Genomic DNA, 14,159 nt, shown 5'->3' on the forward strand with positions numbered 1-14,159 from the left:
GTCTCTTTCATCTGATTTCAGATATTTCCCGTGATCTTGATCCGTTCTTTCCCAAAAAGATTGATTTCTTTCATTCGAAACAAGGCTGTACAATAAGTAAACCAAAATAGCAACTATAGAGTTTCTAATGGATACAGTAGAAGAACTAAATGGAACATACTTCTATGCAGGAAAATCCAATCTGACTGCTGCCGAACTTCTGTTTATGATTTTTTGTGAGAATACCGCAAGCCAGTTTGGGATTGGTGTTGCAGATTTCGGGGCCGTTGTTGCTCTGCTATCAGGTCGTAATAATCTCTGGACAAGGGCGAAACCCGCTGGAGCGACTAAAGGCACATCATACGCGTCCAGGACTGCACGTGCAGTGTTTAAAAAGTCAAAATTTCCCTTTGGAATATCCCTTCCGACATGGTTAGGCGGTTACACCCCATGGACAGCCAGACGTGTTATGGTTCGTAACATTGCGCCGTTTGTTGGACGTTCCATTCCTTTGATCGGGGAAATTATCCTTGCCGCAGATGTGTCACAAATAACATATCGCACTATACGCGACTACAATACCATTGCTCGGGGCAATGATAAGTTATGGTAGACAATATTGAACAGCAAGTTTACGAGCTTGTACGGCCTTATGCTGGCACATATCTTTTCAACATTAAGCAAGTGGAATTAACACCAGAGATTGACCTTGATACTGATCTGAGCATTGATGAACTTGAAGCCGAAGATCTCATGAATAAATTCTTCGAGAAACTCAATGTCGAGCGAGGTAACTTCAGAATAGAAACCTATTTTCCTAATCACCCTTTTTCATGGCATCCGTTCAAGAAAACGGAGCCTGTACCCGTCCCAGATTTCACTATCAGCATGCTGATCGAGTCAGCAAAAGCCGGGAAATGGTTATATGACTAATTGTAATGAACTTAACAAATGGCTGTACCAGTACCCTTCTTTTTGAGCGATGATGGTGGCGCTAAGATAGTTCTCTTTTCTTTTTAAAGGGTTCATGTTTACTGCCGCCACCCTTACGCTAACCCCTTTAGTTTCCTCCTTTGCTGTCATACTATCGAATGACGTGCCTCACCTGTGAACGCTAAGGAGAATAATATGGAAAATAAAGGCACAAACCTGACGCCCGAGCAGGCGCTGGAGCGCCTGGAGGAGCTGTACGAGCAGTCGGTTAACGCGCTCCGTGAAGCCATCGCTGACTATGTTGATAACGGTACGCTGCCCGATCCCCACGCCAGGCTTAACGGACTGTTTGTTTATCCTTCGCTGTCTGTAAGCTGGGATGGCGCGACACCGAACCCGCCTAAAACACGCGCTTTTGGACGCTTTACTCATCCTGGCTGTTACACCACTACCGTTACGCGGCCTGCGCTATTTCGCGCTTATCTTCTGGAACAGCTTAACCTCGTTTACCATGATTATGGCGCGTATATTGCGGTAGAGGCCTCGCACCATGAGATCCCGTATCCTTACGTGATCGACGGCTCGGCTCTGACGCTGGATCGTTCTATGAGCGCTGGGCTAACGCGCCATTTTCCTACCACAGAACTGGCACAGATTGGCGATGAGACAGCAGACGGTCTGTTCCACCCCGGCGAATTCTATCCGTTATCGCACTTCGACGCGCGTCGTGTTGACTTCTCGTTGGCCCGGTTACGGCACTATACCGGTACGCCGGTTGAACATTTTCAGCCCTTCGTTTTGTTTACCAACTACACCCGCTATGTCGATGAGTTTGTGCGCTGGGGATGCAGCCAAATTCTTGATCCTGACAGCCCCTATATCGCGCTTTCCTGTGCCGGTGGAATTTGGATCACGGCAGAAACGGAAGCGCCGGAAGAGGCTATTTCCGATCTGGCCTGGAAGAAACATCAGATGCCCGCCTGGCACCTGGTAACGGCAGATGGGCAGGGGATTACGCTGGTAAATATCGGTGTTGGCCCTTCAAATGCTAAAACGATTTGCGACCATTTGGCCGTGTTGCGGCCTGACGTCTGGCTTATGATTGGGCACTGTGGAGGGTTACGAGAAAGTCAGGCGATTGGCGATTATGTGCTGGCCCATGCCTACTTACGCGATGATCATGTGCTGGATGCCGTTCTGCCGCCTGATATTCCGATTCCAAGCATTGCGGAAGTACAGCGTGCGCTGTACGACGCTACCAAAGCGGTTAGCGGAATGCCCGGCGAAGAGGTGAAACAGCGACTGCGCACGGGAACGGTCGTCACCACGGATGACCGTAACTGGGAGCTTCGTTATTCCGCATCGGCGCTGCGATTCAACCTTAGCCGCGCGGTCGCGATTGATATGGAGAGCGCGACGATTGCAGCCCAGGGCTATCGCTTCCGCGTGCCTTACGGCACGCTGCTTTGTGTTTCTGACAAACCTTTACACGGTGAAATTAAACTGCCCGGGCAGGCAAACCGGTTTTATGAGGGGGCTATTTCAGAACATTTGCAAATTGGTATTCGTGCTATTGATTTACTACGCGCAGAAGGTGATCGTTTGCACTCACGTAAATTACGCACGTTTAATGAGCCACCGTTTCGCTAACGAAATGAGCTGTCGCCTGCTGTTGGACAGGAGTGGAAGAGGCGTATTTATGTGATATGAAAAGCGGCTGAATGAAGCCTTAGCGGGAGGCGATTTTGCATCCCGCCAAGGCCTTATTGTGCCGCGAGCTTCATCACCATCGCCGGATACCTGTCGCCGATAATCGCGTCTACGCCAGGAAACGCGCCGGAAGGCGAAAACATTGCGTCGCACTTCACGCTCCTTGAGCGCCTGACCCACAAGCCCGGATTAACAAGCAGATACCGACCGTGAGAAGCGGTCAGCTTAAAGGGGGGTCAGAAGGCTTGATACTGAGGATTTTCGCGTTGGACAGGGATATAGGGTGGTCACGTCATTATCGAACTCATAGCGCCACGAGTGGCGCGCAAAGCTGGCGCACGTCGGTAAAGCGCACCAGCCGGTGCTCGCCGTTCCATTCAAATCGGTGCTCCCGGCACTGCGCCTTGCCCCAGCGGTCAGCGATGGGATTGCCGAACTCGCCGTACTCATAGTGGTGGTCTGCCCTGTAGCAGCAGGCGGTCGCCTTTGACTTTCGCCTGATGCTCGCCACCTTCGGGCGGCATGTTCATGCCCAGCAGGTTGTCGTCGTCGTCAAAGCTGAACTCCTCGTGCAGGGCGTTCCAGCGCGGGTCTTCCGGCAGGCGGTGTTGGGTCAACATTAATATCTTGCGGTAATCTCTGTGGGTTTGGATTCGAATTTACGTTAGTGCGTGTGACCGGTAAATCCCGCGACGATCTGCAGGCAGCGATGGCGCTGGTGCGCGGCGGCAATCTGGGCCAGCCGTTCCAGTTCAAAAACTTCCGCGATTGATTTTTCCCGCCCGCCGCCTTCCCGCATGTGAGAAAGGTGGCAGGGCGGGTAAATCGATTAAGGCGTGGCTTTTTTAGGCTCTGCGGCCTTGTTATACAACGCCTGAATCAGCGCCTGCTGTTCCGCTCCCGGTATGATACCCAATCTGTGAAAAATATTCCCAATCTGATAAAGCTGCTGATTACCGGTGTCGTCCTGGCGGGTAATCGACGCCTGCGTGGTTAATTTTTTCAGCGTAAAGGTAATATGTTCCTGACACTCGGGCGTGTTTTCAGCACAAATCTGGCGTAACAGCATCAGGTTTTTATTATCGACCCTATCTGCGTTAATCATCAATTCCCTTGCCTGACTCCACTGTTTTGCATTCATGTAGTGGTCGATCATCGCCTCCTCTTCGAGAGAGGGAACGTGCTGGTGTAACACCCGTTTGGCATTCACCGTGTCGTTGCCATAGCCGTAAAGCTCCGCAAGTCTTTGAAAGGAACGCGACATATCTTCATCAGGCCAGGCTTTTGCCTGGCTGAGGTAAATCGCCTCGGCGCTGACGGCTAATTTTTGCGCTGCCTCAGGATGACCAATTTCTTTGAGTACTTCACCCATTTCATTTGTTGCATCTTCCCATTCGGCGAACGTCAGGGTTTGCGCCTCGGCGGAGAGGGTTGCGATATGCTTTTCCGCCACAGCATTCTGCTTATGCTGAAAGAGATTCTTCAGCGCTTTGATTTTGTACTCGTAGCAATACCTGTCGTCGTAGCAGGTATATTCCGGCGCGCTCATCAGCAAATCGATACGCTTATTCATCAGCGCAACATCATCAAGCTTGCTTAATAAATCAATCAGCTCCATTTCAATGCGCGGCGAAGGGGCAAAATTGAATATTTTATCGACCTGCGTCACATAGGTTGAAAGCGTCTCCTGATAATTCTGTGTCAGCTCGTTTTTCTTATAAAAAGAGAGCAATCCCGGTAATGAATACTGGAAATAGCTTCCTTTATTGCCGGTTGCTTTGCGCAATCTCGCAGACAACGCCATCGCCTTCTCTTTATTACCCGTGGCGTAATAGATCTCCATCAGGTCGAGATACTCCTGATAACGGTAGGCTTCAGCACTCGGTTGTTGAGCAATAGCCGTATCAAACATTTTCAGCGCGCTATCTGCGTAAACCAACGCCTTTGCGGTGTCGCCCTTGGCATGGTACTGCTTCGCAATAATAAGCAGCATTTTTAGCTGAGTATAAGGAATAACAATTTTATCAGCGTAATTTTCATTATAAATAGCGGCGGTTTTATCAGGCTCTGAGTGCCAGAATTCTAAAACCGTGGCTAAATAAAAATTCCTCGCGTCGGCATTTTTGCTAAGAAGGGCTAAGGCTTTTTCAGGCTGTTTGCGATTAACCCAGCCATCAACGTAGCTCTCGTAGGCGGTAATGCTCGACGGTTTATCGAGACCAATTTTGGACAGGAAAACCATCGCGGCATCCGGGCTATTATTTTCAGCGATCCACGAGGCCTCATGGTTTAGCGAAAACTTCGCATAATTCGATTGTGTGTCCAGCTTTTTCAGTAATGCATCCGCACGGCTCATCGGGCCGTACATAAACAGTTCCCTGTGTAATTCAAACCAGGCTGCCTGCGATTTAAAAGTGGTGTTTTCATTTAAAGGGACGGCATTTTGCAGTTTCTGTTCGACAACTGACCAGACATCAGGCGATTGCTGACTTTGTGCAACGCTCTGATAAGAGTAAAAAACCGTGGCGGCTGTGAGTAATGTGGCGAATTTAAATTTCATAGCAACGTGTATCCTTTCAGTTCCGTTTGAATAGCCTCTTTACAGCAAAGTCATATTTACTTAGTTTGAGGCGTTAATTCCTTTAAGGCTGCCAGTGCAGGTTTGACGCCGGCTTTTACCGCCGCTGTAAGATGAAGTTTGGCTTTGTTGAGGTCTTTCTCAACGCCATCACCATTCCTGTACATGAGTCCAAGGTTATAGTGCGCCTGAGCATTTCCCTGGTCAGCGGATTTTTTAATCCACTTATAGGCTTCCGGCAGGTTTTTCGGCATTCCTTCGCCGATAAGATTTAAATATCCCACTTCTAACTGCGCATAACTTTCGCCAAGCTCTGCCGCTTTGAATAAATAGGAGAGATATTTTTTGCTGTCTTGCGCTACGCCATCACCGTCGTTGTACGCATAGGCCAAAAAGAGAAGCGCGCCGGGATGATTTTGCTCTGCGGACTGAGTTAACCATTTCATCGCCGCATCGTAGTTTGTGCATTCAAACTCATACTTACCTAAATGATATTGCGCAGTGCTGTCACCCTGCTTTGCCTTATTGGTGACGTCAGTCGGCGCATATAGCTCTGAAAGCTCTTTATCGTTGTGGTAACAACGGATGTATTTTATGCCGTCTTCATCATAGGCTTCTTCTGTACCTTCCTTGTCGCCATCGACATAGGGCAGCGCACTTAAGACCTTACCCGTACGATCGTTAAACTCTCTTTTCAGGCCGTTTCTTTCATCATTAGCAAACATAACCTCTTCAACAAGTTTACCGGTACGTTCGCTCCAGCGGCGATCGGCTCCCTGCTTTTTATCGTCTTTATATTCGGTGGTATAGGTGAGTTTGCCCTGTTCATTCCAGTGCTTAGCGTCCCCATTTAGCATACCGTTTTTATAGGGATAGACTGATTCGCGGTGACCATTTTCGTACCACTTTTCGGAATCCCCGTCTAACACATCATGTTTATACATTTTGGATGAGGCAGGCTTTCCGTTGCTGAACCATTCTTTGACCGCACCATGTTTACGGCCTTCACTATCAAAAGAGGATTCTTCTTTGGGATGCCCATTTCCATACCAGCTCTGAGCAGAAAGCTGTTTGCCATTTTTATAGGTCGCTTTAGAAAGGAGTTTGCCCTCTTCACTGTATTGTTCGAACGTTCCGTCGTTTTCACCTTGGTTATTTCTGTGGTAAACACCACGAATTTTACCGGTAGAATAATATTCCGTACTGGTGTCGACAATGGTGCCTTTACTGTATGAATATTTCCCCTTTATTTTCCCATCAGGGAAATATTCAAATGCCGGGCCTTCCAGTTTCTGATTTAAATAGCTGTGTTTTTGTTTTAAAACGCCGTTATCATAAAAATGTGGGCATTCGCCATCTTTAATTTTACCTTGGGCAAAGTAACGTTTACTTTCAACGGCTCCGTTTTCATGGTATACGATGTATTCCCCTTCGGGTTGACCATCTTTAAACGTCAGCGTTTCCGCTATTTTGTCTTTTTCATCAAAGTAAGTTTCAGCTTTTCCGTCACGCTTATTTTGTGCATTATAATGATAAATACTTTTGAGATTGCCGCTTTCATAGAAAGATTTAAATACAGAAACACGTTGTCGGTTAGCGAAGTTTTCTTCGTTGGTATAGCCTTCAAAGGCTATCTGTTTACTCTGCATCACCTCCCCTGTTTCTTCTGAGGATTCCAGATACCAGCCGGTGACTTTCCATAATTTTTTCTCTTTATCATAGGGGAGGGGCATATGGACTACTGTTGTTGCCTGACGTTTAACCGTCGGTTGCAGTTCATCATCCAGCCACAAGTCAGACGATCTTTTCATGTATTCGGCACCGCACAGCGCTTCGGTACATAGCTCGATTCCAGTCAGCATGGGCGTGCCGCCAGCATCGCACTGATCGACCGTCAGGTAAAAATAACGGTCATCGAGAATAGCCGGTCTTAAACTGCGTATTTTATTAATATATTCTTCTGTCGTCAGTCCCATTGATTCTGCGCGCGCAGAAAGGGTATTAGTATTACAGGGTGTTTTATCTTTAAAATAATAACGGTCGGCGAGTAAAAGTTTCAGGTCACTGCTAATGGCGGTTTTATTAAAATCGATATTTACAATTTTGGAGATGAAATTAACGGGTTTGGATTCTGTACTGGGGGATTGTTTTGCACATATATTCGCGCAATATAATGAAACTATAATTGTTATGAATATTTTCTTCAAGATGTTCTCCTTGTATGAATAATAACTCCCTGAAACTTATTTCATGCTATAGAAACAAAGAGTTAATGTAAAGGATGCGAGGAGCATATTCTGGCAGGAGAGAGTTTGCTTCAGTTACCAGTAAGAATAATTTAAGTATTACGAGCGCGTTGTTTTTAATTTGATAATAACGCGCTGATGATTATTAACGATTATATACCCAATAAACCTCAAGATGCGGGAGTGAGCACCTGAAAGTGATCTTTAATTCGGGATGTCAGTGAGTCCGCTATATCCGGCAGCGTCTGGTTAAAAAAGACAGATATTGCGTCCCTGAACTCTCGCGTACTGCTGAAGTAGCGATTATTCCGGGCATGTTCGTTCATTAATTTCCACATTCGTTCTATCGGATTCAGGTTTGGACTGTAAGGGGGAAGGTAATGCAGCCTGATATTTACCACCTCCGCCCAGTCTTTCACTAACTGTGAACTGTGGTAACCTGCTCCATCCGCTGCTCGCTCTTAGCCAACTGTCAAATTTGCCCATACACCTGCGCCACATACCGCCCACGCCCGTCCCCATGCCCCAGATCCATCGCCACAATTGCCAGCGCTTCTTTCCTGTTGAACCCCTGCGCCAGATAGTGACTAATGGCATCCTGCGCCCACGCATAACGCAGGGAATGCGGAGAATATGCGCCAGTCAGACCAATACGCGCCGCCTGGTTGTGCCAGTAGTCCATTGCGCTTTTTAGATCGGGTTTATCAATCAGCCGGTTATTACGGCTTTCTGCGACAGCTAACGCATTATCCAGTGCCTTTTTGACTGCGCCAGAATCCAGAATCACCGTTTCGCGGGGCAGTCCGCCTTTGGTGCCGAAAACCACGGTTAAGCGCGTGTCGCCGCGTTCAATAGCCTGTTTCCACGTTTTCAGCGACTGCACGCTTTGTACCGCTTCCTGTGAACGTAAGCCCATCAGTCGCGCCAGTTCCAGCGCCGCAGCCAATCCCGGATCTTTTACACGGGCTGTTTCCAGTACATGACGGTAATGATCTGGCGTAATAGCCTGTCGCGTACCATTGCGCGATGCACCGGACAAACCCAGCGATTTATTAGTCAGCCGTTCATGCTCTGCCACCTGCTTACGCCCGGCCTGTTGCAGTACGGCACGCAGCGAAGCCATTTCATTCTGTAGCGTGCGTTTACCGATCCCCTGCGCCAGTCTTTCATGAATGTAACTTTCAATATGGCGAACCTTAATCTGGGCTACCCGCTGGATCTGAACGTTCAGCACCCGTAAATGATGGTCGAAACGCTGCACAATATGGATACGATCGTTCACCGTTTTATGGCTACCTCCACAGTGCTTTGCCAGCGCCTTCATTTCATTGCCTAACTTGCCCATACACTTCCCCATAATTTGAAAACACAAACAGTCTCCGACGTATGCTTTTTGGCTGCGCCAGAACGATACCTTCACGCCGGAGTGGCAGCTTGTTGAGGTATAGGGAGTTTCAGACTGTACGCGGTACAGGCTGCCTGCGTGAGCAGGGGATTCTCCGGGGCATCATGCCCCCCTCGGTATCGATCTTTTTCTCCTCTTTCTTGCTGACAGCGGCCCCAAAAAGGCGTGTCAGATTTGGGAATAAGAGCAAGAACCCCGAAAACAGGGGGATGGCGCGGTGTGGTGGTTGTGCGTCACTTTGTCGCTCTGCGCGACGAAAGTGACGCACTGGTCGGGTGCAGTGCGTGAAAGATCGCAGACTCTGGTGTTGTTTTACGGTCACGCGGCAGCAAAGCCGGGCGTCTTTGCAGGTCGCAGACCGTAAAGTAAAAGGCGTTGATGTGGTAACGGGTGCCGGGTGGAATCGCTTCCGTCACGGTGCTGCATTGACCAGAGATCTGGCGCAGGTACCATCGAGATACTTTTTCAGTTCTTTGGTACCAAACGTGTCGATAGCCCGCTGAGCTGCGCCGAGATTAGACGCCAGCTTGTCACCGCCAATGTCTTTATCGGCTTTAACTGCCGCAGCCCAGTCTTCTGTTTGCTTCTGCCATGACTCCGCTTGCTGTTGTTGCACTCCCGCCAGCACTTTCGGATAGACGTCCACCAGCTTCTGCGCCTGCTCTTGCGTCAGGTTCAGTTCACGCGCCACTGGTTCGAACTGCGCCAGCGCGCTGGTATCGAGTTCCTGACCTTCAGGGGCGGTGAACGCGTATTTCTCCGGCGCGCCGGGCGGCGTTTCTTCTTTCGGTGGAGTGGGCTTATTGGGATCGGCGGGTGGGTCGTGTGGTTTTTCAGAAGCGGGACCATCTGACGGTGGATCGGCGGGTGGATTTTCTGACGGTTTTCCTGTACCCGGATCGGTCTGCGTGCCGCCAGCGGTATCGGTTAATGCCATAGGAGGGGGCTCTATTTACTCAACGAACCGTGAGGCCCCGATTAAGCCCCAAAAACTATGGATGTCAAAAAACCCGGCAAACCTTATCAGGTCAACCGGGTAAAGATAAGTTCTTGTTTTTTTTAAACGTCTCCGGACTCACCAGGATGTCCCGAAACTAAAATCTGGCTCCTCTGACTGGACTCGAACCAGTGACATACGGATTAACAGTCCGCCGTTCTACCGACTGAACTACAGAGGAATCGTGTGAACGGGGCGCATAGTAACGATGTGCGATCGGCTTGTCAAAGGGGGAAATAAGGTTGCGCGTTTGTTTGCTGACAAAAACAACAAAACGTTGAAGTTTTGATCTAATTCCTACTTTGCCCCGGCATGGCGCAACTTTGTCTGTAATTGCACAAGTCAAATGCTGTGACCTTACCGCAATGGCTATGTACCAGCGTCTGATGAAACGTGAAAAACTGGCAGGCACTTGGCAAATACTTCTGAGACATAACGCCGTAGAGATTAAGGGCAGGGGGCAGAATGAACTTTAGACGTGAGATATTTTGTGAAAATGGTTGATACAGGCAGTCTGACGCCGGTAGCGGAAATGGCAGATAAATTTCTGGTGCAGGCGAAAAGATTTCCGTCAATATCATAGGCAGAATTATGGCGCATCAGCTTTTGGCGACGACACGGGACGAGCGGGTTTTATCGCGCTTTTCCTGAAGGATTTTTTCATCAGCCTGTTTTTTGCGTTCGGATCAATCCCCTGAGCCAGCAGCCTTTTAGCCTCGTCACGGCGTTGTCTGGCATCAGCAAGCGATACAGCAAGGTAACCCCCAATAGAAAACACCTTCTGTTTGTCATTGAAGCGATAGCCTGACTGCCAGTATTTTGAATCGATAGAGGCCAAACCCGTCAGCGAGCTTGACGGCCTTTTCCGCTGGTCTGGCATTTTTTACTTTAGTATCAGTCAGTGACATGACGGTTCCCTCCGCGTGCTGGTAAAACGCAAATCGAACCAGCTTTACCAGCAAAAGGGTATGGCTTCGAGTGGTTTTTAGTAAACGAGAGTGAACCTGAAGAAGGGGATAACCAGTTGATATAAATGCATAAAGCAGACGTCAGTGAACGTCTGCTTTCCTAAATTTGGCTCCTCTGACTGGACTCGAACCAGTGACATACGGATTAACAGTCCGCCGTTCTACCGACTGAACTACAGAGGAATTGTTTCAACGAGGCGCATAATACTGGGCCGGCTATAACGTGTCAACAGTAAAATTAACGCGCCAATTCAATTGGTTAATTAACCCACAAAGTGAGGAATTAATGTTCGGATTCCTCGCCGTAGTCGCCTTCGGCAGCGCTTACCCGTAAGCGCTGAGAAGGATCCTGGCGATAGAACTGGCAAAAACGCTGCCATAGCGCCGGGAAACGTGGAGCAAACAGTTCTGGCGCGCTGAAAAAATACTCTGACAACACGGCAAAACATTCTGCAGGGTCGGTGGCGGCATAGGCATCTATACTGGCAGCGCTTTCGCCAACAAGATCGATTTCATCCTGAATATTATTCATTGCCGCGTGGAGATCGTGTTCCCAGCCAGCCACATCGCGCAACGGGATGAAAGGGATGCCGCTGGCGCGATCGCCATTACGCATATCCAGTTTGTGCGCGACTTCATGAATAATGAGGTTGAAACCCGAAGCATCGAACGAGTCCTGGATATCCAGCCAGTTCAGAATGATGGGCCCTTGTTGCCAGCTTTGCCCCGACTGTACGACACGCTGGCTGTGCACCAGACCTATGTCATCTTCCCATTCATCATCTACCACAAAGGGCGCGGGATAAATGAGCACTTCATGAAAACCATCAAGCCACTCAATACCGAGCTCCAGGATCGGTAAGCAAAAAATTAACGCAATACGTGCACTTTTTAACGAGTCGAGCTCAAATCCCTGTAGCGCTACCAGTCTTTTCTGCTGCAAAAAACGTTCGGCTAGCGCAATAAGCCGAGCCTGTTCTTGCGCGGTGAGGTTTACCAGAAGAGGTATAGCTAGCGCATCATCCCACGGCCAGTCTTCGTTCTGGGTTATTTCTTGTGCTTTCCAGGGCCACTTAATCATCGTTTTGCTCGTAAACTCGTCACTTGAACAAAATTACCCGAATAGGGTCTGTTAAAATGCCAAATTACCTGGCATCATTGCAATATACGGAGAGATGCCGGAGCGGCTGAACGGACCGGTCTCGAAAACCGGAGTAGGGGCAACTCTACCGGGGGTTCAAATCCCCCTCTCTCCGCCAATCATTCAACAAAATCAATCACTGACAAAGCGTTTTTGATTTCGTCATACATAAATCCCTGCATTAAAATTTCTTTCACTCGCTCGATTTTTCTTACTACTGATGCTGTTTTTTACCATTTTGCTGCGCGTCGGGCATCCACTTTTATCTTCTTTAGCTCACAAGCTCACACTCTTTTGCAACGCCCATCTCACATCTCTGGTGACAAAACAGTTTAACTGCCGTTGCTTCACACGGATCTTGTAAGGGTATCTTAAAGGAAATGGATTGCTGGAGGATGGAGGAAAAGAGGCGAAATCTTTTTCAGTGGTGATACCGCCTCCCCTGGACATGAGCTTGCCAGAACCTACGCGGTAAATCCTACGACACGAAGCCACGCGCAATTTTATGCGAAAACGCTGGCAATAGCCTTGCTGACTGATGCAAGCTATCTAAAATCGCTTGAAGATGACATCATGCAAAACAATCGCTTAAAAGACTCACCTGTTGATAAGCATGTTGAGGACGAAAAGAAGAAGAAAAATGCAGCCAGGTAAAAAGGGTTACGTTCGCCGTAAGCGAACGTGATCGCATCCAGCCTTAACGAACCTTTTTCCGTTCATCTCCCTTCATGTTTTTCAAAAAAACCTTTTATGAATGCCCCTAAAACGTCATACGCGAATTCGCTATTATTGTTCCCGTCGCGACAACATAGAGATTACGTAAAAAACAGAGGGCAGACATTGAAAAATATTGGAAATAACGTAAAACGATTTGTCCGTGTTTTTTATCTGTCATTTAAACTTACAGAAATGGCTGTACTGCTATCAGTATAAAGATAATTTCAGTTGTCCAGATAAATCATTTTTAAAACTATTTGTATTAACAGGGTTTATTCATTTATTGAATGGATGCGTGCTCGTTTGGTCTTGTCATCTTGACGCTTTGAGATCACATATTCTATTCTATCATAGACAGCAGGGGAAATTAGCTGCTGGGATCGATTTTTGATTAATAAAATACTGGATGGAACCATAATGCAATTACCAGAACAGGATGAGTTTTTTGATTTTTTTGCTGCCAATGATGATGAACAAGCCTCTTTAAGGCGTAAGTTTTTTTTGGAGAAACATAAAGAACCGTGGCTGTCTGAGTCTGCATTAGAGGACTACCAGGCGCTGTTTATGAGTATCTACGGAATTATTATTGACTGGAAAGAGGGAACTTTTAGCCTGCTTGAGGCACTTTCAGATAATCAGAAAGAGAAGCCTGTCACGGTCAAATTCGATTATGACAGTGAGATTGAAACAGCAACGATAAATTTGGTTGATGCGCAGTATGTGTTTCATCACTACCCAATGGGAAGTGATGGTTTTGATACAGAGCTGGTGCGCATTGAGCATATATTGGCTAATAGTGGATATAGTTTGCGGGTATATCAGAACAGCACTTTTAGTGATACATTATCGTTCTTACTCATTCCGTCAGATGAGTGGAAACGTGTTGAACAGCATTATAGTCCAGAGCATATTTCTGCATACTTCGTTCCGTATGGAAAACAACTTGTTATTCCTGAGGTTACTGCTCCAGTCGTAAATTATGTGCCATCCGTTAAACAAGAAGCATCAAATGTCCCAGCGTTGTTTAATGCTCGGGGTATCCGTATTTGTTTTTTAAGTATAATGCTAATCGCATTTGCAATTTATATTTTGTGGAATATCCTGACAAAAATAGAGCCTTTATCATCAGGCCAACCTACTGGCTGTGAAAATGTACAAAATTTATATTCAAAATTACGTCCAGAAGTAGCCGAGCCATTAAAAGAAAAAATGCGTAAGAGTTTGGGCTGTAAATGATAAATTTTCAGTTTAAGAAAATTACACTAATGGATAGGTAATAGAGATATATTTAATTTGATATTGTGTTATCGAAATAGTAATAACAGAATATATACATATTCTTGTGGTGGTGGATGAAGCGATTTTTATCTTATTTGTACAGGAAAAGAAAAAGAGTTTTTTAGCTACCATGACTCTTATTAATTTTGTTGCCGCAAATCAAAAAAACTACGCTTTTAATTTGTTGTCAGTGTTTATCATGGTGTT

11 protein-coding genes, 3 tRNA genes and 4 pseudogenes are annotated in these 14,159 nt (G+C 47.2%); 7 read left to right on the forward strand and 11 right to left on the reverse strand.

Annotation, left to right across the window (positions count from 1 at the left end; genetic code table 11):
- The first annotated feature begins 127 nt into the window (after positions 1-127).
- Entirely contained in the window at positions 128-592 is a 465-nt protein-coding gene (locus ACLJPQ_RS06065; RefSeq protein WP_000381834.1) for an STM2901 family protein, read from the forward strand.
- Positions 586-912, forward strand: a complete 327-nt coding sequence (locus tag ACLJPQ_RS06070; protein ID WP_000228159.1) for a DUF1493 family protein — start codon at positions 586-588, stop codon at positions 910-912. The genes ACLJPQ_RS06065 and ACLJPQ_RS06070 overlap by 7 nt, the downstream gene beginning before the upstream one ends.
- Here the strand turns inward: ACLJPQ_RS06070 and ACLJPQ_RS06075 are convergent.
- The gene (locus tag ACLJPQ_RS06075; protein WP_023888257.1) at positions 901-1,062 is read right to left on the reverse strand and encodes a hypothetical protein; all 162 of its coding nucleotides are present in this window, start codon (positions 1,060-1,062) and stop codon (positions 901-903) included. The genes ACLJPQ_RS06070 and ACLJPQ_RS06075 overlap by 12 nt on opposite strands.
- Before the next feature lie 45 nt (positions 1,063-1,107).
- Here ACLJPQ_RS06075 and ACLJPQ_RS06080 point away from each other — a divergent pair, with 45 nt between their 5' ends.
- Entirely contained in the window at positions 1,108-2,562 is a 1,455-nt protein-coding gene (locus tag ACLJPQ_RS06080) for an AMP nucleosidase (protein ID WP_023195376.1), read from the forward strand.
- A gap of 506 nt (positions 2,563-3,068) precedes the next feature.
- Here ACLJPQ_RS06080 and ACLJPQ_RS06085 read toward each other — a convergent pair.
- Positions 3,069-3,242: a hypothetical protein gene (locus ACLJPQ_RS06085; RefSeq protein WP_000957535.1), complete on the reverse strand. Its 174-nt coding sequence runs from the start codon at positions 3,240-3,242 to the stop codon at positions 3,069-3,071.
- A 47-nt stretch (positions 3,243-3,289) separates the two neighbouring features.
- Between ACLJPQ_RS06085 and ACLJPQ_RS06090 the strand changes: the two are divergent.
- Positions 3,290-3,394 (forward strand): annotated as a pseudogene (locus ACLJPQ_RS06090) (DUF520 family protein); the annotation flags it as partial.
- 57 nt (positions 3,395-3,451) lie between these two features.
- On the opposite strand, the gene ACLJPQ_RS06095 reads toward ACLJPQ_RS06090, so the two are convergent.
- From ACLJPQ_RS06095 to mtfA, 9 genes and pseudogenes are all read right to left on the reverse strand, one after another.
- Positions 3,452-5,182 carry a hypothetical protein gene (locus tag ACLJPQ_RS06095; RefSeq protein ID WP_080184631.1) on the reverse strand — a complete coding sequence of 577 codons (1,731 nt, stop codon included), beginning with the start codon at positions 5,180-5,182 and terminating at the stop codon, positions 3,452-3,454.
- A gap of 56 nt (positions 5,183-5,238) precedes the next feature.
- Positions 5,239-6,933, reverse strand: a complete 1,695-nt coding sequence (locus ACLJPQ_RS06100; RefSeq protein WP_080184682.1) for an SEL1-like repeat protein — start codon at positions 6,931-6,933, stop codon at positions 5,239-5,241.
- A gap of 683 nt (positions 6,934-7,616) precedes the next feature.
- Positions 7,617-7,895: pseudogene (locus ACLJPQ_RS06105) on the reverse strand (transposase); the annotation flags it as partial.
- 23 nt (positions 7,896-7,918) lie between these two features.
- Positions 7,919-8,791, reverse strand: coding sequence for an integrase domain-containing protein (locus tag ACLJPQ_RS06110; RefSeq protein WP_023253914.1), 873 nt, complete (start codon positions 8,789-8,791; stop codon positions 7,919-7,921).
- A 472-nt stretch (positions 8,792-9,263) separates the two neighbouring features.
- On the reverse strand, positions 9,264-9,788 hold the full coding sequence (locus ACLJPQ_RS06115; RefSeq protein ID WP_023254000.1) for a hypothetical protein: 525 nt from the start codon (positions 9,786-9,788) through the stop codon (positions 9,264-9,266).
- A gap of 165 nt (positions 9,789-9,953) precedes the next feature.
- Positions 9,954-10,029: transfer RNA gene (locus tag ACLJPQ_RS06120), tRNA-Asn, on the reverse strand.
- 421 nt (positions 10,030-10,450) lie between these two features.
- Positions 10,451-10,756: pseudogene (locus ACLJPQ_RS06125) on the reverse strand (Arm DNA-binding domain-containing protein); the annotation flags it as partial.
- A gap of 167 nt (positions 10,757-10,923) precedes the next feature.
- Positions 10,924-10,999, reverse strand: a tRNA-Asn gene (locus ACLJPQ_RS06130).
- Between the two features lie 100 nt (positions 11,000-11,099).
- Positions 11,100-11,897: a DgsA anti-repressor MtfA gene (gene mtfA / locus ACLJPQ_RS06135; RefSeq protein WP_000598920.1), complete on the reverse strand. Its 798-nt coding sequence runs from the start codon at positions 11,895-11,897 to the stop codon at positions 11,100-11,102.
- An 88-nt stretch (positions 11,898-11,985) separates the two neighbouring features.
- Between mtfA and ACLJPQ_RS06140 the strand changes: the two genes are divergently transcribed.
- The 3 genes and pseudogenes from ACLJPQ_RS06140 to ACLJPQ_RS06150 all read left to right on the forward strand — a co-directional run bounded on the left by ACLJPQ_RS06140 (position 11,986) and on the right by ACLJPQ_RS06150 (position 13,910).
- Positions 11,986-12,075, forward strand: a tRNA-Ser gene (locus ACLJPQ_RS06140).
- A 290-nt stretch (positions 12,076-12,365) separates the two neighbouring features.
- A pseudogene (locus ACLJPQ_RS06145) lies at positions 12,366-12,611 on the forward strand (hypothetical protein); the annotation flags it as partial.
- 480 nt (positions 12,612-13,091) lie between these two features.
- A complete protein-coding gene (locus tag ACLJPQ_RS06150) occupies positions 13,092-13,910 on the forward strand; it encodes a hypothetical protein (RefSeq protein WP_080184630.1) in 819 nt (272 codons plus the stop codon).
- The last annotated feature ends 249 nt before the right edge of the window (positions 13,911-14,159 follow it).

This window comes from Salmonella sp. SAL04213 (genome assembly GCF_046550535.1).
Taxonomy (GTDB): Bacteria; Pseudomonadota; Gammaproteobacteria; order Enterobacterales; family Enterobacteriaceae; genus Salmonella; species Salmonella enterica.